Here is a 24,766-nt window from a genome sequence, read left to right as displayed (position 1 = left end):
CCGCCGTACCGGGTACGGCGGGGGCCCCGGCGCCGAAGCGCGTCCGGCCGGCTCAGCGGTGGTGGGCCGGGTTGACCGTCACCTCGACCCGCTGGAACTCCTTGAGCTCCGTGTAGCCGGTGGTGGCCATCGCGCGGCGCAGCGCGCCGAACAGGTTCATGGTGCCGTCGGAGGTGTGCGACGGACCGGTGAGGATCTCCTCGGTGGAGCCGACGGTGCCGAGGTCCACCCGCTTGCCGCGCGGCAGCTCCTCGTGGACGGCCTCCATGCCCCAGTGGAAGCCCTTGCCGGGCGCGTCGGTGGCCCGGGCCAGCGCCGCACCGATCATCACCGCGTCGGCGCCGCAGGCGACGGCCTTCGGGATGTCGCCGCTGTAGCCGACGCCGCCGTCCGCGATGACGTGGACGTACCGGCCGCCGGACTCGTCCATGTAGTCGCGGCGGGCGGCGGCCACGTCGGCGACGGCGGTGGCCATCGGGACCTGGATGCCGAGGACGTTGCGGGTGGTGTGGGCGGCGCCGCCGCCGAAGCCGACGAGCACGCCGGCCGCGCCGGTGCGCATCAGGTGGAGCGCGGCGGTGTACGTGGCGCAGCCGCCGACGATCACCGGGACGTCCAGCTCGTAGATGAACTGCTTGAGGTTCAGCGGCTCGGCCGCGCCGGAGACGTGCTCGGCGGAGACGGTGGTGCCGCGGATGACGAAGACGTCGACGCCGGCGTCCACGACGGCCTTGGAGAACTCGGCGGTGCGCTGCGGGGAGAGCGCGGCGGCGGTGACCACGCCGGAGTCGCGGACCTCCTGGATCCGCTGCTTGATCAGCTCGGCGCGGATCGGCGCGGAGTAGATCTCCTGCAGGCGGCGGGTGGCGGTGGCCTCGTCGGTGATCGAGGCGATCTCGTCGAGCAGCGGCTGCGGGTCCTCGTAGCGGGTCCAGAGGCCTTCGAGGTTGAGCACGCCCAGCCCGCCGAGGCGGCCGATGGCGATGGCCTGCTGCGGGGAGACCACGCTGTCCATCGGGGCGGCCAGGAACGGCAGCTCGAAGCGGTAGGCGTCGATCTGCCAGGCGATCGAGACCTCCTTCGGGTCCCGCGTGCGGCGGCTGGGGACGACGGCGATGTCGTCGAAGGAGTACGCCCGGCGCCCTCGCTTGCCTCGCCCGATCTCGATCTCAGTCACTTCGAGCCCTTCTGGTGTGTTGCAGTGCCCGCCGGGTCACCCCGGCCGCCCCCCAGTATCCCGTACGCCTCCGCCCGCGCGCCCCGACGGCCCGCCCTGCGGACGCGGGGGCGGACACCCGGGCGGCCACCCGGTGCCCGGGCGCGGACGCGGGCGGGCGCCGGACGCGCGGAAGGGGCCCGCGGGTGCGGGCCCCTCCGTGGCGCGTCCGGGCGGGCGGTCTCAGCGGCTGGTGTAGTTCGGCGCCTCGACGGTCATCTGGATGTCGTGCGGGTGGCTCTCCTTGAGGCCCGCCGAGGTGATCCGGACGAACCGGCCCTTGCTCTCCATCTCGGCGACGGTGGCGGCGCCGACGTAGCCCATGGTCTGGCGCAGGCCGCCGACCAGCTGGTGCAGCACGGCGCTCAGCGGGCCGCGGTAGGGCACCTGGCCCTCGACGCCCTCGGGGACGAGCTTGTCGTCCGAGGAGACCTCGGCCTGGAAGTAGCGGTCCTTGGAGTAGGAGCGGCCCTGGCCGCGCGACTGCATGGCGCCCAGCGAGCCCATGCCGCGGTAGGACTTGAACTGCTTGCCGTTGATGAACAGCAGCTCGCCCGGGGACTCCTCGCAGCCGGCCAGCAGCGAGCCGAGCATGACGGTGTCGGCGCCGGCGGCGAGCGCCTTGCCGATGTCGCCGGAGTACTGCAGGCCGCCGTCGCCGATGACCGGGACGCCCGCGGCCTGGCAGGCCACCGCGGCCTCGTAGATGGCGGTGACCTGCGGGACGCCGATGCCGGCGACCACGCGGGTGGTGCAGATGGAGCCGGGGCCGACGCCGACCTTGACGCCGTCCACGCCGGCGTCGATCAGCGCCTGGGCGCCGTCGCGGGTGGCGACGTTGCCGCCGACCACGTCGACGCCGACGGCGGACTTGATCTTGGCGATCCAGGCGAGCGCGTTGTGGCTGTGGCCGTGCGAGGTGTCCACGACGAGGAAGTCGACGCCCGCCCCGACCAGGGCCTGGGCGCGGTCGAAGGCCTCGGCGCTGGCACCGACGGCGGCGCCGACCAGCAGGCGGCCCTCGGAGTCCTTGGCGGCGTTCGGGTACTGCTCGGCCTTGACGAAGTCCTTGACGGTGATCAGGCCCTTGATGCGGCCCTCGTCGTCGACCAGCGGAAGCTTCTCGATCTTGTGGCGGCGCAGCAGCGCCATCGCGTCGACGCCGGAGATGCCGACCTTGCCGGTGATCAGCGGCATCGGGGTCATGATCTCGCGGACCTGGCGGGTGCGGTCCGTCTCGAAGGCCATGTCGCGGTTGGTGACGATGCCGAGCAGCTTGCCGGCCTCGTCGGCGATCGGCACGCCGCTGATGCGGAACTTGGCGCAGAGCGCGTCCGCCTCGGCGAGGGTGGTCTCCGGGCCGACCGTGATCGGGTCGCTGACCATGCCGGACTCGGAGCGCTTGACCAGGTCGACCTGGTTGACCTGGTCCTCGATCGAAAGGTTGCGGTGCAGGACGCCGACGCCGCCCTGGCGGGCCATCGCGATCGCCATCCGCGACTCGGTGACCTTGTCCATCGCCGCGGAGAGCAGCGGGATGTTGACGCGCACGTTCCGGGAGACCCGGGAGGAGGTGTCGACCTCGTTCGGCAGCACCTCGGAGGCCCCGGGCAGCAGCAGGACGTCGTCGTACGTGAGTCCGAGCATCGCGAACTTCTCGGGTACGCCTGCGGCGTTGTAAGACATTTCGGGGGTACCTTCCGTGGCCGGCCTAATCCGCTCGCGCCCTGAGGGTGGGGGCGCTTCCATCGCTCACTCGCTCAGGCCGCCGAAAGCTCAATGCCGATTGGAGGATCCTCCAGGGAAACCCCGCTCGCACCCGTGGAACTTTGGCGACCCGCCCAGGCGCCGATACCCCATGGTACTGGCACCGGGAACTACGCCCTCGTGTGCCCTTGACAACACCGGCTGGCCGTGCGCCATTCCGCCCCGCCACCTGCGGGGCTGCGGATCAGGAGGATTCCTCGGCGAGGGCGCGCAGCCGGCTCAGCGCCCGGTGCTGGGCGACCCGGACGGCGCCCGGCGACATGCCCAGCACCTCGCCGGTCTCCTCGGCGGACAGCCCGGCCGCCACCCGCAGCAGCACGAGTTCGCGCTGGCGGGCCGGCAGGTTGGAGAGCAGTTCCTTGGCCCAGGCCGCATCGCTGCTGAGCAGCGCGCGCTCCTCCGGGCCGAGCGCGTCGTCCGGCAGCTCCGGCAGGTCGTCGGGCGGGATCACCGTCGAGCCGGGCCCGCGCATCGCGGCCCGCTGCAGATCGGCGATCTTGTGCGCGGCGATGCCGTAGACGAAGGCCTCGAACGGGCGCCCCTCGTCGCGGTAGCGCGGCAGCGCGCAGAGCACCGCGACGCAGACCTCCTGGGCGACGTCGTCCACGTGGTGCCGGGCGCCGCCCGGCAGCCGGACCAGTCGGCCGCGGCAGTAGCGCAGCGCGAGCGGGTGGACGTAGGCGAGCAGCGCGTCGATCGCCGGGCCCTCGCCGCGGACGGCCGCCGCGACCAGTTCGCCGACCAGCGGCGACGATCCGGTGCCGAGCACGGGGGGCCGAACGGGCCCGACGGCCGCGGGTTCCGCGTACGACGGCTCCTGCCCGGTACCGGAGGGCTCGCCCTCCGCCGGGTCGGGCTCGCCGCCGGGGGCGGTCACGTCGTCGCGCATCGGTCCATGGTGCCTGGTCGACCGGGAAAACGCGGCACCGCGTCCGGAGTTGTGCACCGGAACGTTATGCGCTGCGGCACCGTGTGCCGCCGTCACCTCCTGCACGATGCCGCCTCCCGCCCCTCCGCCGTCGGCGGCGGTGTCCGTCGCACCGTCCGTCGAGTGTCCTGCGGCTGCGTGGTTCGCCGCAGTGCCTGTCCGCTGGTCCCCGAGGTGCTCCACCACTCCATGGTGCAACCTCGGGACCGTAACGTCACACGTCTGCGCAAGGGGAATCGCCAGCAGGGCGCCGGGGCCGCCCGGCCCGCCGGCGGTCAGCGGACCAGGCCCCAGCGGAACCCCAGGGCCACCGCGTGCGCGCGGTCCGAGGCGCCGAGCTTCTTGAAGAGGCGTCGGGCGTGCGTCTTGACGGTGTCCTCGGAGAGGAACAGCTCGCGGCCGATCTCCGCGTTGCTCCGGCCGTGGCTCATGCCCTCCAGCACCTGGATCTCACGCGCCGTCAGGGTCGGCGCGGCGCCCATGTCGGGGCTGCGGAGCCGGCGCGGGGCGAGCCGCCAGGTCGGGTCGGCGAGCGCCTGGGTGACGGTGGCCCGCAGCTCGGCGCGCGAGGCGTCCTTGTGCAGGTAGCCGCGGGCACCGGCGGCCACGGCCAGCGCCACGCCGTCGAGGTCCTCGGCGACGGTGAGCATGATGATGCGCGCGCCCGGGTCCGCGGACAGCAGCCGGCGGACGGTCTCCACCCCGCCGAGGCCGGGCATCCGGACGTCCATCAGGACGAGGTCGGAGCGGTCGGCCACCCAACGGCGCAGGACCTCCTCCCCGTTCGTCGCGGTGGTGACCCGGTCGACGCCGGGTACGGTCGCGACCGCGCGGCGAAGCGCCTCGCGGGCGAGCGGGGAATCGTCGCAAACGAGAACGGAAGTCATGACCGTCGTCCTCCGCAGCTGATCCGCGTCACGTTGAGCCTCCTGGCTGGTACGAATCTCTCCGACACGGCCGATTGGCGACGGACTCCGTGCCGATCGCCTTGGTTCCCCGCGATCGTTCCCGACGTCCGGCGCCCGCTAACCGCCTCCGCACATCCAACGACCGTCACTCGAATGAGTTACGGCCTTCAGGGCCATCTCCACCACTGTACGTGGCCAACCCATTACCGATCAGCCGCATCGCGGTGCACACGCCGCACTTTTGTGCAGTTCGCGCGCGGCGGGCGCGCGACCCGCACGCCGGTGCGGGGCCGTGCACGCCCGTCGGCCACCCGATTGCCACGCCCTGCTCCGAGTGCATCCATGCCCCGCTTTGCCCGTTTTTATAGCTTTTGTATGGTCATTGACTGTTGTGCCACTCTGTGGGTGACTTGTCCATGGAGTTGCCTTAAGTCATATTTCCAGGTGTCCACACCAGCGCATCGACGCCTCGCCGTGCCGCACAGCGCAACCCGCTGGGGCCGGCCCGCGGTCGGCGAGTCTCTGAAGGGAATGAGCCATGGCAGATTTCTCCCGCCTCCCCGGCCCGAACGCGGATCTGTGGGACTGGCAGCTCTCCGCCGCCTGCCGCGGCGTGGACAGCTCGCTCTTCTTCCACCCGGAGGGCGAGCGCGGCGCCGCGCGCAGTTCGCGCGAGGCGAGCGCCAAGGAGGTCTGCATGCGCTGCCCGGTGCGCACCGAGTGCGCGGCGCACGCGCTGGCCGTCCGCGAGCCGTACGGCGTCTGGGGCGGGCTGACCGAGGACGAGCGCGAGGAGATGATGGGCCGCTCGCGCCACCGGCAGCTGGTCGAGGTACCGCTGAGCATGCCGACGGTGGCCCAGCAGTAGGGCGTTCAGCCGACCGCCGTAAGAAGAAACGTTTCTTCACGGGCGCACGGCCCGGCTCCGCGCCGCACCCGACGCGGCGAAGCCCCCGGGTCAGCGCCCGTCGGCCGCCCCGGCGAGCCGCTCCAGCATCAGCGCCACCGCCGGCACCTCGGCGAGGTCCGGCAGGGTGAGCGCGACCACCTGCCGCACCGCCGGCGCCCCCGAGGCGGCCCGTACCGGCACCGCCGCCACGCCGTCGGGCCGCACCGACTCCAGGGCCAGGCCGGGCAGCACCGCCACCCCGAGACCGGCCGCCACCAGGCCGACCACCGCCGGGTAGTCGTCGGTCGCGAAGTCGATCCGGGGCTCGAAGCCCGCGCCCGCGCACAGCTCCACGAGGTGCCCCCGGCACTGCGGGCACCCGGCGATCCACTGCTCGCCCGCCAGCTCCCCCAGCTCCACCGGCGTGCCGCCGCCGCGCCCCGCCAGCGGGTGCGCGGCGGGCAGCAGGCCCACCAGCGGGTCGTCCAGCAGCGGGGTGACCACCAGGTCGGACCAGTCGGTGACGGCGGTGAGCTGCTGGGCCTCCAGATTCGCCTCGGCCCGGGCCTCGCGCGGGGTGCCGTGCGCCGGGGCCGGCAGCGCGGCGGCGCCGGCCGACTCCGGGTAGCGGAAGGCCAGCGCGACCTCGCACTCGCCGCCGCGCAGCATCGCCAGCGACTCCGGCGGCTCGGCCTCGACCAGCGACACGCGGACCCCCGGATGGCTGTCCCGCAGCCGGGCGACGGCCGGCGGCACCAGGGTCGAACTCGCGGTGGGGAAGGACACCAGCCGCACCCGTCCGGCCCGCAGTCCGGCGATCGCCGCGACCTCCTCCTCGGCGGCGGAGAGCCCGGCGAGGATCCCGGTGGCGTGCTTCAGCAGCACCCGCCCGGCCTCGCTCAGCTGCATCCCGCGGCCTGAGCGGACCACCAGCGGGGTGTCCACGGACTTCTCCAGGGCCTTCATCTGCTGGCTGATCGCGGGCTGGGTGCAGCCCAGTTCGCGGGCGGCGGCGGAGAAGGAGCCGGTGCGGGCGACAGCACGCAGCACACGCAGATGGCGGGCCTCGATCATAGGTCAGTTATAAGGCAAACTTTGCTTTCCGCAAAATTCAACTGATGGATCGCACCCGCCGTACAGACGCCGGGGCCCGGCCCGCACCCCCTCGCGGAGGTGCGGACCGGGCCCGCGGTCACCGACCGGACGTCAGTGGGAGTGGCCGTGCCCGTGCGAGTGGCCGTGACCGTTGTCGGCCTCCTCCTCCTTCTTCTCCACCACGAGGGTCTCGGTGGTGAGCAGCAGGGAGGCGATCGAGGCGGCGTTCTCCAGCGCGGAGCGGGTCACCTTGACCGGGTCGATGACGCCGGCCTTGACCAGGTCGCCGTACTCACCGGTGGCGGCGTTGTAGCCCTGGCCGGCCTCCAGCTCGGAGACCTTGGAGGTGATGACGTAGCCCTCCAGGCCGGCGTTCTGGGCGATCCAGCGCAGCGGCTCGTGCAGCGCCTTGCGGACGACCGCGACACCGGTCGCCTCGTCGCCCGACAGGCCCAGGCCGTCGTTCAGCACCTTGGCGGCGTGGACCAGGGAGGCGCCGCCGCCGGCGACGATGCCCTCCTCGACCGCAGCGCGGGTCGCCGAGATGGCGTCCTCCAGGCGGTGCTTGCGCTCCTTCAGCTCCACCTCGGTGGCGGCGCCGACCTTGATGACGCAGACGCCGCCGGCCAGCTTGGCCAGGCGCTCCTGCAGCTTCTCGCGGTCCCAGTCGGAGTCGGTGTTGGCGATCTCGCCCTTGATCTGGGCGACGCGGCCGGCCACGGCCTCGCTGTCACCGGCACCGTCGACGACCGTGGTGTCGTCCTTGGTGATGGTCACGCGGCGGGCGGTGCCCAGCACGTCCAGACCGGCCTGGTCGAGCTTGAGGCCGACCTCCTCGGAGATGACGGTGGCACCGGTCAGGGTGGCCAGGTCGCCGAGGATCGCCTTGCGGCGGTCGCCGAAGCCCGGGGCCTTGACGGCCACGGCGTTGAAGGTGCCGCGGATCTTGTTCACCACGAGGGTGGACAGCGCCTCGCCGTCGACGTCCTCGGCGATGATCAGCAGCGGCTTGGAGGCACCGCCCTGGAGGATCTTCTCCAGCAGCGGCAGCAGCTCCTGGATGGAGGAGATCTTGCCCTGGTTGATCAGGATGTACGGGTCCTCCAGGACCGCCTCCTGACGCTCGGCGTCGGTGACGAAGTACGGCGAGAGGTAGCCCTTGTCGAACTGCATGCCCTCGGTGAAGTCCAGCTCCACGCCGAAGGTGTTCGACTCCTCGACGGTGATGACACCGTCCTTGCCGACCTTGTCGATCGCCTCGGCGATCAGCTCGCCGACCTGGGTGTCCTGGGCGGACAGGGTGGCGACGGCGGCGACGTCGTCCTTGCCCTCGATCTCGCGGGCGATCGACAGCAGGTGCTCGGAGACGGCGGCGACGGCCTTGTCGATGCCCTTCTTCAGGGCGGCCGGGCCGGCGCCGGCGGCGACGTTGCGCAGGCCCTCGTTGACCAGGGCCTGGGCCAGCACGGTGGCGGTGGTGGTGCCGTCACCCGCGACGTCGTTGGTCTTGGTGGCGACCTCCTTGACCAGCTGCGCGCCGAGGTTCTCGTACGGGTCGTCGAGCTCGACCTCGCGCGCGATGGTCACACCGTCGTTGGTGATGGTGGGGGCGCCGAACTTCTTGTCGATGACGACGTTGCGGCCCTTGGGGCCGATGGTCACCTTGACGGTGTCGGCCAGCTTGTTGACACCGCGCTCCAGCGAGCGGCGGGCGTCCTCGTCGAACTGCAGGATCTTCGCCATGTTCCCTATTCCCTCGGGGTCGCGGCCGTCCGGGCGGCCGCGGAGTCGTCACGTGAACCAACAACCACGCCCCGGGCCCCTGTCACTTGGGACACGGATCCGGGGCGGGCTGGGACGTCTTTACTTCTCGATGATCGCGAGGACGTCGCGGGCCGAGAGGACGAGGTACTCCTCGCCCTGGTACTTCACCTCGGTGCCGCCGTACTTCGAGTACAGGACGATGTCACCGACGGCGACGTCGAGCGGCAGACGCTGGCCGTCCTCGAAGCGACCCGGGCCGACGGCCAGGACGACGCCCTCCTGGGGCTTCTCCTTGGCGGTGTCCGGGATGACCAGGCCGGAGGCCGTGGTCGTCTCGGCGTCGAGCGGCTGGACCACGATGCGGTCCTCAAGCGGCTTGATGGCAACCTTGCTGCTGGTGGTCACGTCCGAGCTCCCCTTCGGAGATTACGGGGCTTTCATACGGGTAGGGGCGAACCTGCGGGCCTGCCGTCGCGGGGGTCAGACACGCGTCATCGCGTTAGCACTCTCCAGGTGGAGAGTGCTAGGCACGACCATAGGCCGCGGTTAGCACTCAGTCAACCAGAGTGCCAACGGCGCGGCCGGTGTCCCCCACGGATCGGCTGAGTAGCCGTACTCATGTGCGAGCCCCGGGCCGCGCCGCACACTCGTGCCATGACCTTCCCCGCCGCACCCACCGACCCCAGCCGGCGGCACGACCTGCTGCTCTCGCTGATCGCCCTGCCGCTGCTCACCGGTGCCACCGCCCTCGTCGCGTTCGGCTCCTTCGCCCTGATGTTCGGCGCGGCGCTGAGCGACGCCGGCCCCGCGGTCCTGGTGATCGGCCTGGTCGGCGTGGTGCTGGCGCTGGCCCCGGCCGTGCTGGTCGCGGTGCGCGGCGCGCGGTCCGGCTACCGGCTGCTGCCGCTGGTCGCGGCGCTCTCCCCGTTCGCCTCGGTGGGCTGGTTCCAGCTGGCCTGACACCCGCCCCGGGCGCGGGAGAATGGCCGGGTGGAGACCGATCACCTGCAGCCCCTGCTGACCCCCGAGGGTCAAGCCCTCCTCGCCGAACTGCGCGAGTTCGCCCCCGAGGAGGAGCTGGCGCTCGCCACCCGGCTGCGCCGGGAGCACCCGGCCGAGCTGGTCTCCGCCGCCTTCGGGCAGGCCCGGCTACGGCAGCGGGCCCGGGCCAAGTTCGGCGCGGACGCCGACCTGATGTACTTCACGCCCAACGGCGTCGAGCAGTCGACCCGGCGCAGCGTCGCCGAGTGGCGCGCCCGCCGCTTCGCCGAGCTGGGCGTCCGGCGGCTTGCCGACCTCTGCTGCGGGATCGGCGGCGACGTGCTGGCGCTGGCCCGGGCCGGCATCCGGGTGCTCGCCGTGGACCGCGACCCGGCCGCGTGCGCGGCCACCGCCGCGAACGCCGCCGCGCTCGGCCTGGCGGACCTGGTCGAGGTGCGCTGCGCGGACGTCGCCGACGTGGACGTCACCGGCTTCGACGCGGTCTTCACCGACCCGGCGCGGCGCACCGCCCGCGGCCGGGTGTTCGACCCGGAGGCGTACACCCCGCCGCTGTCCTGGGCGGTGGAGGCGGGCCGCCGCACGCCGATCGGCGCCCTGAAGGTGGCCCCCGGGATCCCGCACGAGGCGGTGCCGGCGGACGCCGAGGCCGAGTGGGTCTCCGACCACGGGGACGTCAAGGAGGCGGTGCTCTGGTTCGGGACGGAGGCCGCCCACCCGCACCGCGCCACCCTGCTGCCACACGGCGCCTCGCTCACCGGCGGCAACCTGCCCGACCCGGCGGCGGGCCCGGTCGGCCGCTACCTCTACGAGCCGGACGGCGCGGTGATCCGGGCGCACCTGGTCGCCGAGGTCGCCGAGCAGGTGAACGGGCGCCTGATCGACCCGAAGATCGCCTACCTGACCTCGGACGAGCTGGTCGCCACGCCGTACGCGCACGCCTTCGAGCTGACCGACGTGCTGCCGTTCCACATCAAGAAGCTCAAGGCGCTGCTGCGCGAGCGGCAGGTCGGCACGGTGGTGATCAAGAAGCGCGGGATGGCGATCACCCCGGAGGAGCTGCGCCGCCAGCTGAAGCCGAGCGGTCCGAACAGCGTCACGGTGATCCTCAGCCGCACCGACCACGGGCCGCTGATGATGCTCGGCCGGCCGGTCACGGCCGGGAATCGGCCGACCGGGGAGCAGTCGGCCGGGGATCAGCCCGCCGGGGCCTGGAGGTAGTCCTCCAGGCGGGCCACCGCGAAGCCCTGCTCCTGGATCCGGGCCAGCAGCTCGCCGAACATCTGCGTCATCGTCGCGCCCTTGAGGTCCTTGGGGCCGCGGAAGTGCGCGAGGACGATGTCCCCGGGCTTCAGCTTCTTGTCGGCCGCCTGGTACTGCATGTCGTGGATCTGCATCGACTCGCGCCAGAGCACGATCGCCCGCGGCCCGCACTGCTGCACGGTGGCGTTGAGCTGCGGGGTGTGCGCGCCGTCCCCGTACGGCGGGCGGAACAGCAGCGGCGCGGTGCCGTACTCCCGGGTCAGCGCGCTCTGGGCGTCGCAGACCTCGGCCCGCTGCCGCTCCGCCGGGACCCTGCTGAGCTGGGCGTGCGCGGTGGTGTGGTTGTGGACGCGGTTGCCGAGCGCCTGGAGCCGCTTGAAGTACCCGTAGTCGTCCTTGACGATGTCGCGGGTCAGGAACAGCGAGACCGGCACCTTGAGGTCGGTCAGCATCTCGACGAACCTCGGGTCCTTCTCGGCGCCGTCGTCGATGGTGATGAAGACGACCCGGTCGGTGGTCGGGACGTCGCTGAAGACCGGTACCGGCCCGCTCCCGGGGAGCTTGACCGGCTTGTCGGCCGGGGCGGGCGGGGCCGGCGGCAGCGGCTTGAGGTTCCACTTGGCCCAGGCCGCCGCGTCGGCGGCGGCGGGCGGGGCGGCCGGAGTGCCGGTGGCCCGGTCGGCGGAGCCCGGGGCGGGGGCCGGGGTGCCCGCGGCCGCGGTGGTCGGTGCGGCGGTGGCCCGCGGTGCGGGCGAGTCCCCGCCGCCGCAGCCGGTGACCGCCGTCAGCAGGGCCAGGGCCCCCGCCGCGCACGCCTTGGCCCTGCCCCGCCCGTACGTCCTCACCGCGCCGCGCTCCCCGCTGCCGTTCAGCTGATCCTCAGCTGATCACGGTAACGGCAGGGTGTTCGGTTCCCGACCCGGGCCCCGGCGCGGCGGCGCGTACCCGAACGGATCTACTCCAGATGCTCGCTGACGAAGGACCAGCGGTGCACCGGACGGCCCAGCAGCTCGGCCGGCGGCTCGGCCACCGGCACCGGCTCGCCGGACCACCAGGTGATCAGCAGCACCCGCTCGCCGGCCGCGCCGAACAGCTCGGTGCGCTCCAGCCCGGCCGAGCCGCGCAGCGCGGGCAGCGCCACCGTGCGGACCCAGGCGGCCAGTTCACCGCCGCGCCCGTCGGCCGCGCGGGCCTCCCACATCGCGGCGGTGGTGGTCACCGGGCGCCGCCCAGCGCCTCGTACGCCTGCCCGTGCAGGTCGGTGTGCGGCACGTGCACGTCGGTGACGGGCAGCGAGGAGTCCGCGGACAGGTCGAAGGAGGACGGCGCACGGTCGCGCCAGACCATCTCGGAGCCGAGCGCGGCGACCATCGCACCGTTGTCGGTGCACAGGCCCGGCCGCGGCACCCGCAACCGGATGCCCGCCCGGTCGCAGCGCTGCCGGGCCATCTCGCGCAGCCGCGAGTTGGCCGCCACGCCGCCGCCGATCATCAGGTGGTCGACGCCGTTGTCCTTGCACGCCTTGACGGCCTTGCGGGTCAGCACGTCGGTCACCGCCTCCTGGAAGGACGCGGCCACGTCGGCGATCGGCACCGTCTCGCCGGCCCGCCGCTTGGCCTCCACCCAGCGGGCGACGGCGGTCTTCAGGCCGGAGAAGGAGAAGTCGTACGCCGGGTCCTTCGGGCCGCTCAGGCCGCGCGGGAAGGCGATCGCCTTCGGGTCGCCCTCGCGGGCGGTGCGGTCGACCACCGGGCCGCCGGGGAAGCCCAGGCCGAGGACCCGGGCGACCTTGTCGAAGGCCTCGCCGGCCGCGTCGTCGATGGTCGCGCCGAGCGGGCGGACGTCGGTGGTGATGTCCTCGCTGAGCAGCAGCGAGGAGTGCCCGCCGGAGACCAGCAGCGCCATCGTGGGCGAGGGCAGCCGGCCGTGCTCCAGCTGGTCCACGCAGATGTGCGAGGCGAGGTGGTTGACCCCGTACAGCGGCTTGTCCAGCGCCCAGGCGTACGCCTTCGCCGCGCTGACGCCGACCAGCAGCGCGCCGGCCAGGCCGGGGCCGGCCGTGACGGCGATGCCGTCCAGGTCGCTCGCCTTCACGCCGGCCGTGTCCAGCGCCCGCTGGATGGTCGGCACCATCGCCTCCAGGTGCGCCCGGCTGGCGATCTCGGGCACCACGCCGCCGAACCGGGCGTGGTCGTTGACGCTGGAGGCGACCGCGTCGGCGAGCAGCGTGGTGCCGCGGACGATGCCGACCCCGGTCTCGTCGCAGGAGGTCTCGATGCCGAGGACGAGCGGTTCGTCAGCCATGGCGGTCTTCCTTCAGGTCCTTCGGGTCACTGCTCGGACGGTCGAGGCGCATCACCAGCGCGTCGACGTTGGCGGGTTGGTAGTAGCCGCGCCGGATGCCCACCGGCTCGAAGCCGAAGCGCTCGTAGAGCCGCTGCGCGCGCGGGTTGTCCACCCGCACCTCCAGCAGCAGTTCGGCGCAGTCCCGGCGGGCGGCCTCCCGGATCAGGTCGGTGAGCAGCGCCGCGCCGAGGCCGGCGCCCTGGTGGCCGCCGTCCACCGCGATGGTCTGCACGTCGCCCTCGCCGGCCACCGCCATCAGCCCGGCGTAGCCGACGATCGTCCCGTCGGGCGCGGCGGCCACGGTGTAGTGGCGGGTGCCGTCCGGGCGGGCCTCGGCCAGCTCGGACCAGAACATGCCGGTGGACCAGGCGTCCTCGGGGAAGAGGCGCTGCTCCAGGTCCATCACCGGTTCGATGTCCCACCAGCGCATCGGCCGGAGGAGTACCGCGGTCACGCGGGGAGCACCGCCTTGTAGCCGGCCGGGACCTGGGCGTCCGGGCGGCGCAGGTAGAGCGGCACGTTGGGCAGCAGCTCGCGCCCGGCGGCCAGCTCGGCCGCGGCGAAGCCGGCCAGCGCGCCGGCCGAGACGTGCTCGGGGCCCTGCGCACCGGGGAAGTGGTCGGGGTACAGCAGCGCGCCCGCACCGACCGACCGCGGCTGCGGCGCCAGCTCGGCCGGGCGGTCCACGGCCGGGCCCTCGCTACGACGGCCGTCGGCGTCGTACGAGGCCCAGTAGACCTCCTTGCGGCGCGCGTCGGTGGCGACCGTGAACGGGCCGGCCAGGCCCTCGGCGCGGGCCCGGTGCGCGATCGCGTCCAGGGTGCAGACGCCGTGCACCGGCACGCCCAGCGCGTGGCCCAGCGCGGCGGCGGTCACCAGGCCGACCCGCAGGCCGGTGTACGGGCCGGGGCCCACCCCGACCGCGATGCCGGTCAGCGCGTGCTTGTCGACGCCGGCCTCCCGCAGCACCCGGTCGATCGCGGGCAGCAGCAGTTCGCCGTGGCGCCTGGCGTCGACCTGGTCGGTCTCGGCGAGGACGGCCGTGCCGTCGTGGACGGCGGCCGTGACGGCGGGGGTGGCGGTGTCGAAGGCAAGCAGCAGCACGGGGTCAAGGTTAGTCGGCCGCCGGAGGGGGCGGTGCGGCGGTCGGTCCTGCCCCGGCCGGCCGCGCCCGGCTGGGGCGTCCGATGGGCCGTCGGGCCGACAACCCGTCCGGGTTCGGAACACACGTACTGGACGGTGCGAACGCGCCCGTCGGACCTGGCACGATGGGGGCCGACGGGTTTGAGGCGGACGGCAGCGGGAGCGGCACGTGGCGAAGATGGGTCCTGGAGTGGTGGTCACCGGGCTGACCGTGGGGGCCCTGGCGCTGGTCGGCCTGCTCGCGTTCCAGGCGAACGGGGCGCAGGAGCGCGCGGACGCCGCCCACCCGAGCTCCGCCGCCGCCACCGCGAGCCCGACGGCGACGGCCGCGCCCTCCGCCCCGGCCTCCCCGACCGCGCCCGCACTGCCGGCCAACTCCGGCACCGGGCAGCGGGTCGTCTACTCGACCGGCAGCCACCAGGTGTGGCTGGTCGACCCGAAGAAGAACCCGCAGGTGGTCGCGGCCTTCACGGTCACCCCGGGCACCGTGGAGCCGAGCCCCGGCACCTACCCGGTCTACAGCCGCACCGCGGCCACCACCGGCACGGACGGCAAGAAGGTCGAGCACGTGGTGCGCTTCGTCCAGCAGAACGGCGTGGTGTTCGGCTTCAGCGCCGCCGTCGACGCGCCGACCGCGGCCGCGAGCCCGAAGGCGACCGCCGACGCGAAGGCCAAGACCGGCGGCATCCGCAGCAGCCGGCCCGACGGCCAGCTGCTCTGGGACTTCGCGACCAAGGGCATCCCGGTGGTCGTGGTCGCCTGACCCGCCGGGCGCAGCGGCGGCTACGCCGCCCGGGGCGTGCGGTGCGCGGGTTCCTCCGGGCTGCGGGTCGGCGGGGTGGACACCGCCTCGGCGGCGGCACAGGCCGCCAGCAGGGCCCGCATCGGGGCGCCCGGCGCCACCGCGGGACTCCCCTGCTCCCCCTGCGGGACGGCACGGACGGGCTCACCGGCCCGGGCGTCGCGGGGTGCGCGCTCCGGGGCGGGGGTGGTGCTCGACATGGCGCCTCCCTAGTTAGGCAGACCTAACCGCAGCACCCATCCCACCACGCCCGGCCCCCCGGCCGCAACACTTGCCGACAGGCTGTCGGAATACCGTCGGGACGCCGGGGCACCGGCCGGCCCGGCCGCCCGCCGGGTCGACCACCCGAGGACGGCTACCCGAGGACGGCTACCCGCGGACCGCTACCCGAGGGCCGACAGCTCCACGCCGTCCCAGCGCTCGCCCAGGCCGGTCAGCGAGACCCGCCGCGGGTCGAGGTCGTCCTCCGCCCGGGCCTCGTCGCCCAGCGCGCGCTCGATCCGCACCTCGAGCCGGGCGTCGGCGAGCCGCTCCACCTTGCCCTCGCCCCACTCGACCACCACCACCGACTCCGGCAGCGAGACGTCCAGGTCGAGGTCCTCCATCTCGTCCAGGTCGCCGCCCAGCCGGTACGCGTCCACGTGGACCAGCGCCGGGCCGCCCACCAGCGAGGGGTGCACCCGGGCGATCACGAAGGTCGGCGAGGTGACCGCCCCGCGCACCTGCAGCCCCTCCCCCAGGCCCCGGGTCAGCGTGGTCTTGCCCGCCCCCAGCTCGCCGGAGAGCAGCACGAGGTCCCCCGGCCGCAGCAGTGCGGCCAGCTCCCGGCCGAGCCGGCCCATCCGCTCGGCGGTGTGGACGGTGAGAGTGGCGTGCGAGCCCATGCGAGTGTCATGCCCTTCGGTCCGTACGGGGCGCCGACCACCGGCACCGCCCCCGCTACGGTGCCACATCCGGCCGGGCCCGTGCTGCGGGTCGGTTCCGGCCGGCGTCCGGCTCCGCACGGCCGGGCTCCCCGGCCCGCTCCGGCTCCCCGTCGGCGGGCCCGGCAGCGGGCTCCTCGGCGAGCTCGGCGACGTACGGCGGGAGCGGGGCCGCCCCCGCGTGCGCGGCGGCCCGCACCAGCAGCGCGGCCAGCCGGCGGTCGACCACGTCGGGCCGCTCCAGCGGCACCAGGTGGCCGGCGTCCTCGACCAGCACCAGGTCGGCGCCCGGCAGCCGGGCGGCCATCGCCTCGCTGTGGCCGGGCGGGGTGAGCAGGTCCTTCGTCCCGGCGAGCACCAGGGTCGGGATGCCGCGCAGCGCGGCCAGCGCCTCGTGCTTGTCGTGCGCGCCGAAGACCGGGTAGAACTCGGCGACCACGTCGATCGGCGTGGCGTCCAGCAGCTGTTCGGCGAAGCGGACCACGCCCGGGTCGACGTCCTTGCCGCCGAAGGAGAACCGCCGGTAGAAGACCGCGGCGACGTCCGCGCCGAACCGCCGGGTCGCCTCCACCAGCTCCACCTGCCGGCCCAGCAGCTTCACCACGCCGGGCGCGACCCGCTTGAACAGCCGGGCGCCCGTGCCGGGCAGCCCCAGCGTCACGGCGTCCCAGTCGCCGGCCAGGGTGCCGATCAGCGCCACCCCTGCGACCCGGTCGCGGAACAGCTCGGGCCGGCTCTCGGCCAGCGCCATCACCGTCATCCCGCCCATCGAGTGCCCGACCAGGACGATCGGGCCGCGCGGGGCGACGGCGTCGAGCACGGCCGCGAGGTCCCCGCCCAGCTGGTCGATGCTCGCCGGCTCGCCGGCCAGGTAGGAGCGCGAGCGCTCGGAGCGGCCGTGGCTGCGCTGGTCCCAGAAGACCAGCCGCAGGCCCTCGCGCAGCGCGGCCCGCTGGAAGTGCCAGCTGTCCTGGTTGAGGCAGTAGCCGTGGCAGAAGACCACGGTGAGCGGTTCGGTCCCCGCCCCGCCGTCCGGGCCGTCGCCGTCCGCCGGGCCGTCCAGCTCGACGTAGAGCTCGGTGCCGTCCGGTGCGGTCACCGGGTGCGGGCGGCCGCGCAGCGATCCGTACGGGGCCTTGGCGTCCAGCTCGGCGCGGGCCCGGCGGCGCATCGCCCGGCCGACGGTCAGCCGCTCTATCGCCACCCCGGCGGCGGCCCCGGCCGCGACCACCCCGACCGAGATGCCGATCAGACCGGCCCGGCTCACCCCGGAGCCCCGGCCGGTGTCCCCGCTCATGCCCCGCCGGCGCCGGTGCTCGCGCCGGTGTAACGGCGCGGCACCCGGGCACCGATCCGGGTCACGATCTCGTACGCGATGGTGCCGCAGGCGCGGCCCCAGTCCTCGGCGGTCGGCTCGCCGCGCTCGCCGTCGCCGAACACCAGCACCTCGTCGCCGACCTCCGGCGTGTCGCCGCCGAGGTCCACCACGAACTGGTCCATCGCGACCCGGCCGGCCACGGTGCGCCACTTCCCGGCGACCTGCACCGGGCCGGTGCCGCTGGCGTGCCGCGGGATGCCGTCCGCGTAGCCGACCGGGACGAGGCCCAGCGTCGTGGGGCCCGGGGTCGTGTAGTGGTGGCCGTAGCTGACGCCGTGGCCGCCCGGCACCGACTTCACCAGGGCCAGCCGCGCCGTCAGCGACATCACCGGGCGCAGCCCGAAGTCCGCGGGCGTGCCGACCTCCGGCACCGGTGACAGCCCGTACATGGCCAGGCCGGTGCGGACCAGGTCGAAGTGCGCCTGCGGGAGCAGCAGGGTGGCCGGCGAGTTGGCCATGTGGCGGACCTCCGGGCGCACCCCGGCGGCCTCCGCGTGCGCCAGGGCCGCCGCGAAGGCGTCCAGCTGGGCCTGGATCGACGGGTGGCCTGGCTCGTCGGCCGCCGCGAAGTGCGACCAGACGCCGACGATGCTCAGCAGGCCCTCCGCCTCGGCCCGGCGGGCGGCGGCGACCAGCTCCGGCCAGTCGTGCGGCTGGCAGCCGTTGCGGCCGAGGCCGGTGTCGGCCTTCAGGTGCACCCGGGCCGGGCGGCCGGTCGCGCGGACGGCGGAGAGCAGCTCGTCCAGCGCCCACCGGGCGCTGACCGACACGTCGACGTCGGCGAGCAGTGCCTCGCGCCACGGCCCGCCCGGCGTCCAGAGCCAGCACAGGATGCGGGCGCGGTCCGGGCCGATGCCGGCGGCGCGCAGCGCGAGCGCCTCCTCGGGCATCGCCGTGCCGATCCAGCCGATGCCTGCGGCGACCGCCTCGCGGGCGCACGCCAGCGCGCCGTGGCCGTAGCCGTCGGCCTTCACCGTGGCCATCACGGCCGCGCCGCGGACACGCTCGCGCAGCGCGGCCAGGTTGCCGCGCAGGGCGGCCAGATCGATGGTCGCCTCGGCCCGTACGCCGTCGGTGAGGGTGGCCGTGCCGGTCGTCTTCGCAGTTGTCATCAGGGTCAGTCTCCCAGACTCGCCGCGCGCCCCACCGAACCCCCCTGCGGCGCGGCGCCGCGCGGGCCCGCCGGGGCCCGCCCGCCGGTGCGCACCTCGCGCCAGACGGCGGGCAGCGCCGCGGCCACCGCCATCGCCGTCACGGGCGCCCCGCCGCCCTCCGCGGTCCGGGCGGCCCGACGGCCGGCCAGGCCGTGCAGGTAGGCGGCCACCGAGGCGGCGTCGAGCGGCGGGAGGCCGGCGGCGAGCAGCGAGGCGGCCAGTCCGGCGAGGACGTCGCCGCTGCCGGCCGTGGCGAGCCAGGAGGTGCCGGTGGGGTTCACCCGGACCTCGCCGGCCGGGTCGGCCACCACCGTGGTCGAGCCCTTCAGCAGCACCGTCGCCCGGTACGCGGCGGCCAACCGGCGGGCCGTGGCCAGCCGGCGCGCGGCCAGCTCGTCGGCCGACGGCGGCGCGGTGCCGTCCGCCCCGGCGAGCAGCCGGGCCGCCTCGCCGGTGTGCGGGGTGAGCAGGGTGGGCGCCGTCCGGCCGGCGAGCGCCCGCGGGCCGAGCCGGGCGAGCTCGGTGAGCCCGTCGGCGTCGACCAGGACCGGCACGTCGCCCGCCAGCGCCTCGGCGAGCGCCTGTGCGGCGCCCTCCCCGCCGCCCGGCCCGACCGTCCAGGCCTGCACCCGGCCGGCGCCGGCCGGCCCGCCCTCGGTCACCAGGGCCTCCGGGAAGCGCCGCACCACCTCCTCGGCCGCCGTGCCGACGTACCGCACCGCGCCCGCACCGCCGCGCAGGGCCCCGGCGACGGCGAGCACCGCCGCCCCCGGGTAGCGGGCCGACCCGGCCGCCACGCCGACCACACCGCGCCGGTACTTGTCGCTCTCCGCCCCGGGCTCGGGCAGCAGCAGCGCGACGTCGGCGTGCTGCAGCGCCCGCACCCCCGGCTCCGGCAGCGCCAGCCCGATCCCGACCAGCTGCACCGCCCCGGCGTACGAGGCGCCCGGGTCGACCAGCAGGCCCGGCTTGTACGTCCCGAAGCAGACGGTGACGTCCGCCCGCAGCGCCTCCCCGGCCACCTCGCCGGTGTCGGCGTCCACCCCGCTGGGCACGTCGACCGCCACCAGCGTCCCGCGCCGGGGCGCCCGCGCGTACGGCTGCGCCGGCGGCCGCAGCCCGCCCCGGCCGCCGATGCCCACGATGCCGTCCAGGACGAGGTCGGCCTCCTCGTACGCGGCCAGGCCGGCCGCCTGCCCGGTGACCACCCGGCCGTGCGCCGCCCGGAGCGCGGCCAGGCCGCCCGGGTGCGCGCGGTCGGGGTCGAGCAGCACCGCGGCGACCCGGGCGCCGCGCCGGGCCAGCAGCGCTCCGGCGTACAGGGCGTCACCGCCGTTGTCGCCGCTGCCCGCGAGCACCGCGACCCGGCTGCCGTACACCCGGCCCCTGCCGCCCGCACGGCCCGTCAGCAGCCGGGCGCAGGTGGCGGCGAGCCCGGTGGCGGCCCGCTGCATCAGCGTGCCGTCGGGCAGTCGGGCCATCAGCTCGGCCTCGGCGGCCCGGACCTCTTCGACCCGGTGGGCACTGCGCATGGGGGCACCTTCCTCGCGTTCGGCGACGGCCACCCCCGACGCTACGCCCCCCGCACCGCACGGCCGCGGGTGCCGCCCGCCGCGTCGGCCGCGATCATCGGCAAGCCGATCGACCTCCCGGCGCCGTTCTCGTTCACGCTCGACACGGCGCCCCTGCGGTAGGACGCAGCCACCGCAGGGGCGCCGGGCCGGCACCGGTCGGACTACTCGACCGTGACCGACTTCGCCAGGTTGCGCGGCTGGTCGACCTCGTGGCCCTTGGCCGTGGCCAGCTCGCAGGCGAACACCTGGAGCGGCACGGTGGAGACCAGCGGCTGCAGCAGGGTCGGGGTGACCGGGATGCGGATCAGGTGGTCGGCGTACGGCACGACGGCCTCGTCGCCCTCCTCCGCGATGACGATCGTGCGGGCGCCGCGGGCCCGGATCTCCTGGATGTTGGAGACGATCTTGTCGTGCAGGATCGAGCGGCCGCGCGGCGAGGGCACGACCACGACGACCGGCAGCCCGTCCTCGATCAGCGCGATCGGGCCGTGCTTCAGCTCGCCGGCCGCGAAGCCCTCGGCGTGCATGTAGGCGAGCTCCTTGAGCTTCAGCGCGCCCTCCAGGGCGACCGGGAAGCCCACGTGGCGGCCGAGGAACAGCACCGAGCGGGCGTCCGCCAGGGAGCGGGCCAGCTCGCGCACCGGCTCCATGGTCTCCAGCACCTGCTCGACCTGCTTGGGGGCGTCGCCGAGCTCCTTGATGACCGCGTGGATCTCGTCGCCCCACTTGGTGCCGCGGACCTGGCCCAGGTAGAGGGCGACCAGGTAGCAGGCGACCAGCTGGGTGAGGAACGCCTTGGTCGAGGCGACCGCGACCTCGGGGCCGGCGTGCGTGTACAGCACGGCGTCCGACTCGCGCGGGATGGTGGAGCCGTTGGTGTTGCAGATCGCCAGCACCTTGGCGCCCTGCTCGCGGGCGTGCCGCAGGGCCATCAGGGTGTCCATGGTCTCGCCGGACTGCGAGATCGCGATGACCAGGGTGCCCGCGTCCAGGATCGGGTCGCGGTAGCGGAACTCCGAGGCGACCTCGACCTCGCAGGGGATGCGGGTCCAGTGCTCGATGGCGTACTTGGCGATCATGCCCGCGTGGAAGGCGGTGCCGCAGGCGACGATGACGACCTTGTCGACCGAGCGCAGGTCGGCGTCGGAGATGCGCAGCTCGTCGAGGGTGAGCCGGCCGTCGGTGCCGATCCGGCCGAGGAGGGTGTCGGCGACGGCCTTCGGCTGCTCGGCGATCTCCTTGAGCATGAAGTAGTCGTAGCCGCCCTTCTCGGCGGCCGAGGCGTCCCAGTCGACGTGGTACTCGCGGACGTCCGCGGGGGTGCCGTCGAAGTTCGTGACGGTGACGCCCTCGCGGCGCAGCTCGACGACCTGGTCCTGGCCCAGCTCGATCGCCTCGCGGGTGTGCGCGATGAAGGCGGCGACGTCCGAGGCGAGGAAGTTCTCGCCCTCGCCGCGGCCGACGACCAGCGGCGAGTTGCGGCGGGCGCCGACCACGACGTCGGGGGCGTCGGCGTGCACGGCGACGAGGGTGAAGGCGCCCTCCAGCCGGCGGCAGACGATCCGCATGGCCTCCGCGAGGTCGCCCTCGAAGACCTCGCCCAGCAGGTGCGCGACGACCTCGGTGTCGGTCTCCGAGCGGAGGGTGTGGCCGCGCTCGGCGATCTCGGCCCGCAGCTGGGCGAAGTTCTCGATGATGCCGTTGTGGACGACCGCCACCCGGGCGGAGTCGTCCAGGTGGGGGTGGGCGTTGGCGTCCGTCGGGCCGCCGTGGGTGGCCCAGCGGGTGTGGCCGATGCCGGTGGTGCCGCCGGGCAGGGGGGACTCGGCGAGCGACTTCTCCAGGTTGGCGAGCTTGCCAGCCCGCTTGTCGGTGACGAGGCTCCACTGCCCTTCGGAGCCCTGGGTCTGCACCGCGACACCGGCCGAGTCGTAGCCCCGGTACTCAAGTCGCTGCAGACCTGCGATTACTACATCAAGCGCGGGCTGGGCGCCCACGTATCCAACGATTCCGCACATGCGTGCCAGCATAAGGGCGGGCCGGGGGCCCCCTGCGCCCGCTCGCGACCCGCGGGTGGCGCCGACGGGTGACCGACACCACAGCCACCGTGAACGCCGCCACGGCCCACAATGGAGCATGTGCTGACCGAACTCTGTACGCGGGGCGCCGCCACGCCCGGCCCCTCGCCGTCCCCGTACGTGGACCTGAGCCGGGCCGAGTGGAGCGCGCTGCGCGAGCGTACGCCGCTGCCGCTGACCGCCGAGGAGGTGGAGCGGCTGCGCGGGCTCGGCACGGCCCTCGACCTCGACGAGGTCCGCGACGTCTACCTGCCGCTGTCCCGGCTGCTGAACCTCTACATCCATGCGACGCACGAACTGCGCGGCGCCCTGGGCACGTTCCTGGACACACCGGACACCGAGCGCACCCGCACCCCGTTCATCATCGGGGTGGCCGGCTCGGTCGCGGTCGGCAAGTCGACCACGGCCCGCCTGCTGCAGGCGCTGCTGGCCCGCTGGCCCGAGCACCCCCGGGTCGAGCTGGTCACCACCGACGGCTTCCTGCTGCCCAACGCGGAGCTGCGCCGGCGCGGCCTGATGGCCCGCAAGGGCTTCCCCGAGTCGTACGACCGCCGGGCGCTGATGCGCTTCGTCGCGGACGTGAAGGCCGGCAAGGAGCGGGTCACCGCGCCGGTGTACTCGCACCTGGTGTACGACATCGTGCAGGGCGAGCGACTCACCGTGGAGCGGCCGGACATCCTGATCGTCGAGGGCCTGAACGTCCTCCAGCCGGCCCTGCCCGGCACCGACGGCCGCACCCGGCTCGCGGTGGCGGACTACTTCGACTTCTCGATCTACGTGGACGCCCGCACGGACGACATCGAGAACTGGTACCTGGACCGCTTCCGCAAGCTGCGGCAGACCGCCTTCCAGGACCCGAACTCCTACTTCCAGCGCTTCACCGAAGTCCCGGAGGAGGAGGCGATGGAGTACGGCCGTCAGGTCTGGCGCACCATCAACAAGCCCAACCTGCTGGAGAACGTGCTGCCCACCCGCGGCCGGGCCACCCTGATCCTGCAGAAGGGCTCGGACCACAAGGTGCGCCGGGCGCTGCTGCGCAAGCTCTGACCGGCACCGGGCCCCCGCCGAACACGACGGCGGGGGCCCCGGTGTCACGGCGGGTCAGCCCAGGTGCGTCCGGACGGCCTCGGCCAGCCGCTCCGCGACCGCCTTGGCCTGCACCTGGTCGGCGGCCTCGACCATCACGCGCACCAGCGGCTCGGTGCCCGACGGGCGCAGCAGCACGCGGCCGGTGGAGCCCAGCTCGGCCTCGGCCTCGGCGACGGCCGCGGCCAGCTCGGCGCTGGTGTTCACCCGGCTCTTGTCGACGCCCTTGACGTTGATCAGCAGCTGCGGCAGCCGGGTCATCACGGCGGCCAGGTCGGCCAGCGGCTGCTTGGTGGCGGCCAGGCGGGCGCCGAGCATCAGGCCGGTGAGGGTGCCGTCGCCGGTGGTGGCGTGGTCCAGCAGGATGACGTGGCCGGACTGCTCGCCGCCGAGCGCGAAGCCGTGCTCCTTCATCGCCTCCAGCACGTAGCGGTCGCCGACCGCCGTCTCGGCCAGGTCGATGCCCTCGCGCTGCATCGCCAGCTTGAAGCCCAGGTTGGACATCACGGTGGCGACCGCGGTGTTGCCCCGCAGGGTGCCGGCCTCCTTCATGGCGACGGCCAGGATGGCGATGATCTGGTCGCCGTCGACCTCGTTGCCCTCCGCGTCGGCGGCCAGGCAGCGGTCGGCGTCGCCGTCGAGCGCGATGCCGAGGTCGGCCCGGTGCTCCTTCATCGCGGTGCGCAGCTTGTCCAGGTGGGTGGAGCCGACGCCGTCGTTGATGTTGAGGCCGGTGGGCTCCGTCCCCAGGACGTGGACGACCTCGGCGCCGGCCCGGGCGAAGGCCTCGGGGGCGACGTAGGCGGCGGCGCCGTGGGCACCGTCGATGACCACCCGGATGCCGTCCAGGCGGTTGGGCAGCACGCCGATCAGGTGGGCGACGTACCGGTCGAAGCCCTCGGTGTACTCGCGGACCCGGCCGACCGCGCCGCCGGTGGGGCGGTTCCACGGCTCGCCGCCCAGGGCGTGCTTGCGGTAGTGGGCCTCGACGGCGTCCTCGATCCGGTCGTCCAGCTTGTGGCCGCCGCGGGCGAGGAACTTGATGCCGTTGTCCGGCATGGCGTTGTGGCTCGCGGAGAGCATCACGCCGAAGTCGGCGCCCAGCGCGCCGGTGAGGTACGCCACCGCCGGGGTGGGCAGCACGCCGACCCGCAGGACGTCGACGCCGGCGCTCGCCAGACCGGCGATGACCGCCGCCTCCAGGAACTCGCCGGAGGCTCGCGGGTCGCGTCCGACGACGGCGACCGGGCGGTGGCCGTCGACGGCCCCCGCCTCGCCGAGCACGTGCGCCGCGGCCACCGACAGGCCGAGCGCCAGCTCCGCCGTCAGCCCTTCGTTGGCCACACCCCGTACGCCGTCCGTACCGAAGAGTCGTCCCACTGTCCCGTCCTCCATCGCCGCTGCTGGGCAGAAAATCTGATCGATCCCCGGCCACCGCACAACGGCCGGGGAG

The 24,766-nt window shown here is 74.3% G+C and carries 25 protein-coding genes; 6 read left to right on the top strand and 19 right to left on the bottom strand.

Going from position 1 to position 24,766, the window contains the following annotated elements; genetic code table 11:
- Window positions 1–52: 52 nt before the first annotated feature.
- The 4 genes from ACWGB8_RS22630 to ACWGB8_RS22615 all read right to left on the bottom strand — a co-directional run bounded on the left by ACWGB8_RS22630 (window position 53) and on the right by ACWGB8_RS22615 (window position 4,798).
- Window positions 53–1,177, bottom strand: coding sequence for a GuaB3 family IMP dehydrogenase-related protein (locus tag ACWGB8_RS22630; protein WP_452215358.1), 1,125 nt, complete (start codon window positions 1,175–1,177; stop codon window positions 53–55).
- 222 nt (window positions 1,178–1,399) lie between these two features.
- Window positions 1,400–2,902 (bottom strand): IMP dehydrogenase, encoded by a 1,503-nt coding sequence (guaB, locus tag ACWGB8_RS22625; protein ID WP_452215357.1) that lies wholly within the window; start codon window positions 2,900–2,902, stop codon window positions 1,400–1,402.
- A 265-nt stretch (window positions 2,903–3,167) separates the two neighbouring features.
- Window positions 3,168–3,872, bottom strand: coding sequence for an RNA polymerase sigma factor ShbA (gene shbA / locus ACWGB8_RS22620; protein WP_452215356.1), 705 nt, complete (start codon window positions 3,870–3,872; stop codon window positions 3,168–3,170).
- 314 nt (window positions 3,873–4,186) lie between these two features.
- Complete coding sequence (locus tag ACWGB8_RS22615; RefSeq protein WP_014136228.1) at window positions 4,187–4,798, bottom strand: response regulator transcription factor; 612 nt, start codon at window positions 4,796–4,798, stop codon at window positions 4,187–4,189.
- Between the two features lie 559 nt (window positions 4,799–5,357).
- On the opposite strand from ACWGB8_RS22615, the gene ACWGB8_RS22610 reads away from it, so the two are divergent.
- Entirely contained in the window at window positions 5,358–5,687 is a 330-nt protein-coding gene (locus ACWGB8_RS22610) for a WhiB family transcriptional regulator (protein WP_452215355.1), read from the top strand.
- A gap of 90 nt (window positions 5,688–5,777) precedes the next feature.
- On the opposite strand, the gene ACWGB8_RS22605 is transcribed toward ACWGB8_RS22610, so the two are convergent.
- From ACWGB8_RS22605 to groES, 3 genes are all read right to left on the bottom strand, one after another.
- Window positions 5,778–6,782, bottom strand: coding sequence for a LysR family transcriptional regulator (locus ACWGB8_RS22605; protein ID WP_452215354.1), 1,005 nt, complete (start codon window positions 6,780–6,782; stop codon window positions 5,778–5,780).
- Window positions 6,783–6,914: 132 nt separating this feature from the next.
- Window positions 6,915–8,546, bottom strand: a complete 1,632-nt coding sequence (gene groL / locus ACWGB8_RS22600) for a chaperonin GroEL (protein WP_452215353.1) — start codon at window positions 8,544–8,546, stop codon at window positions 6,915–6,917.
- A gap of 120 nt (window positions 8,547–8,666) precedes the next feature.
- On the bottom strand, window positions 8,667–8,972 hold the full coding sequence (gene groES / locus ACWGB8_RS22595) for a co-chaperone GroES (protein ID WP_014136232.1): 306 nt from the start codon (window positions 8,970–8,972) through the stop codon (window positions 8,667–8,669).
- 249 nt (window positions 8,973–9,221) lie between these two features.
- On the opposite strand from groES, the gene ACWGB8_RS22590 reads away from it, so the two are divergent.
- The gene (locus ACWGB8_RS22590) at window positions 9,222–9,527 is read left to right on the top strand and encodes a hypothetical protein (protein WP_452215352.1); all 306 of its coding nucleotides are present in this window, start codon (window positions 9,222–9,224) and stop codon (window positions 9,525–9,527) included.
- Window positions 9,528–9,557: 30 nt separating this feature from the next.
- Window positions 9,558–10,787 carry a THUMP-like domain-containing protein gene (locus ACWGB8_RS22585; RefSeq protein ID WP_452215351.1) on the top strand — a complete coding sequence of 410 codons (1,230 nt, stop codon included), beginning with the start codon at window positions 9,558–9,560 and terminating at the stop codon, window positions 10,785–10,787.
- Here ACWGB8_RS22585 and ACWGB8_RS22580 read toward each other — a convergent pair.
- The 5 genes from ACWGB8_RS22580 to tsaB all read right to left on the bottom strand — a co-directional run bounded on the left by ACWGB8_RS22580 (window position 10,763) and on the right by tsaB (window position 14,279).
- Entirely contained in the window at window positions 10,763–11,674 is a 912-nt protein-coding gene (locus ACWGB8_RS22580; protein ID WP_452215350.1) for a polysaccharide deacetylase family protein, read from the bottom strand. The two genes, ACWGB8_RS22585 and ACWGB8_RS22580, sit on opposite strands and share 25 nt — an antisense overlap.
- A gap of 110 nt (window positions 11,675–11,784) precedes the next feature.
- Window positions 11,785–12,048 (bottom strand): hypothetical protein, encoded by a 264-nt coding sequence (locus ACWGB8_RS22575; protein WP_452215349.1) that lies wholly within the window; start codon window positions 12,046–12,048, stop codon window positions 11,785–11,787.
- Window positions 12,045–13,133, bottom strand: a complete 1,089-nt coding sequence (gene tsaD / locus ACWGB8_RS22570; protein WP_452215348.1) for a tRNA (adenosine(37)-N6)-threonylcarbamoyltransferase complex transferase subunit TsaD — start codon at window positions 13,131–13,133, stop codon at window positions 12,045–12,047. The genes ACWGB8_RS22575 and tsaD overlap by 4 nt, the downstream gene beginning before the upstream one ends.
- Window positions 13,126–13,605, bottom strand: coding sequence for a ribosomal protein S18-alanine N-acetyltransferase (gene rimI, locus ACWGB8_RS22565; protein WP_452215360.1), 480 nt, complete (start codon window positions 13,603–13,605; stop codon window positions 13,126–13,128). The genes tsaD and rimI overlap by 8 nt, the downstream gene beginning before the upstream one ends.
- 20 nt (window positions 13,606–13,625) lie before the next feature.
- Entirely contained in the window at window positions 13,626–14,279 is a 654-nt protein-coding gene (tsaB, locus tag ACWGB8_RS22560; protein WP_452215347.1) for a tRNA (adenosine(37)-N6)-threonylcarbamoyltransferase complex dimerization subunit type 1 TsaB, read from the bottom strand.
- Between the two features lie 217 nt (window positions 14,280–14,496).
- Here tsaB and ACWGB8_RS22555 point away from each other — a divergent pair, with 217 nt between their 5' ends.
- A complete protein-coding gene (locus ACWGB8_RS22555) occupies window positions 14,497–15,081 on the top strand; it encodes a hypothetical protein (protein ID WP_452215359.1) in 585 nt (194 codons plus the stop codon).
- A 20-nt stretch (window positions 15,082–15,101) separates the two neighbouring features.
- On the opposite strand, the gene ACWGB8_RS22550 is transcribed toward ACWGB8_RS22555, so the two are convergent.
- The 5 genes from ACWGB8_RS22550 to ACWGB8_RS22530 form a co-directional block, all read right to left on the bottom strand.
- Window positions 15,102–15,320 carry a hypothetical protein gene (locus ACWGB8_RS22550; RefSeq protein ID WP_452215346.1) on the bottom strand — a complete coding sequence of 73 codons (219 nt, stop codon included), beginning with the start codon at window positions 15,318–15,320 and terminating at the stop codon, window positions 15,102–15,104.
- 183 nt (window positions 15,321–15,503) lie between these two features.
- Window positions 15,504–16,004, bottom strand: coding sequence for a tRNA (adenosine(37)-N6)-threonylcarbamoyltransferase complex ATPase subunit type 1 TsaE (gene tsaE, locus ACWGB8_RS22545; protein WP_452215345.1), 501 nt, complete (start codon window positions 16,002–16,004; stop codon window positions 15,504–15,506).
- A gap of 55 nt (window positions 16,005–16,059) precedes the next feature.
- Window positions 16,060–17,340: an alpha/beta fold hydrolase gene (locus tag ACWGB8_RS22540; RefSeq protein WP_452215344.1), complete on the bottom strand. Its 1,281-nt coding sequence runs from the start codon at window positions 17,338–17,340 to the stop codon at window positions 16,060–16,062.
- Entirely contained in the window at window positions 17,337–18,533 is a 1,197-nt protein-coding gene (gene alr, locus ACWGB8_RS22535; RefSeq protein WP_452215343.1) for an alanine racemase, read from the bottom strand. The genes ACWGB8_RS22540 and alr overlap by 4 nt, the downstream gene beginning before the upstream one ends.
- 5 nt (window positions 18,534–18,538) lie before the next feature.
- Window positions 18,539–20,107: an NAD(P)H-hydrate dehydratase gene (locus ACWGB8_RS22530; RefSeq protein ID WP_452215342.1), complete on the bottom strand. Its 1,569-nt coding sequence runs from the start codon at window positions 20,105–20,107 to the stop codon at window positions 18,539–18,541.
- Here ACWGB8_RS22530 and ACWGB8_RS22525 point away from each other — a divergent pair.
- Window positions 20,093–20,269, top strand: a complete 177-nt coding sequence (locus ACWGB8_RS22525; RefSeq protein WP_452215341.1) for a hypothetical protein — start codon at window positions 20,093–20,095, stop codon at window positions 20,267–20,269. The two genes, ACWGB8_RS22530 and ACWGB8_RS22525, sit on opposite strands and share 15 nt — an antisense overlap.
- Before the next feature lie 41 nt (window positions 20,270–20,310).
- Here the strand turns inward: ACWGB8_RS22525 and glmS are convergent, their stop codons facing one another.
- Window positions 20,311–22,167: a glutamine--fructose-6-phosphate transaminase (isomerizing) gene (gene glmS, locus ACWGB8_RS22520; RefSeq protein ID WP_452215340.1), complete on the bottom strand. Its 1,857-nt coding sequence runs from the start codon at window positions 22,165–22,167 to the stop codon at window positions 20,311–20,313.
- 111 nt (window positions 22,168–22,278) lie between these two features.
- Between glmS and coaA the strand changes: the two genes are divergently transcribed.
- On the top strand, window positions 22,279–23,274 hold the full coding sequence (gene coaA / locus ACWGB8_RS22515) for a type I pantothenate kinase (protein WP_452215339.1): 996 nt from the start codon (window positions 22,279–22,281) through the stop codon (window positions 23,272–23,274).
- 54 nt (window positions 23,275–23,328) lie between these two features.
- Here the strand turns inward: coaA and glmM are convergent, their stop codons facing one another.
- The gene (gene glmM / locus ACWGB8_RS22510) at window positions 23,329–24,693 is read right to left on the bottom strand and encodes a phosphoglucosamine mutase (protein WP_452215338.1); all 1,365 of its coding nucleotides are present in this window, start codon (window positions 24,691–24,693) and stop codon (window positions 23,329–23,331) included.
- Window positions 24,694–24,766 lie beyond the last annotated feature (73 nt).

This window comes from Kitasatospora sp. NPDC054939 (assembly GCF_053610105.1).
The sequence above is the reverse complement of the archived record's forward strand: the minus strand, read 5'-3'. Positions and strand labels throughout refer to the sequence as shown.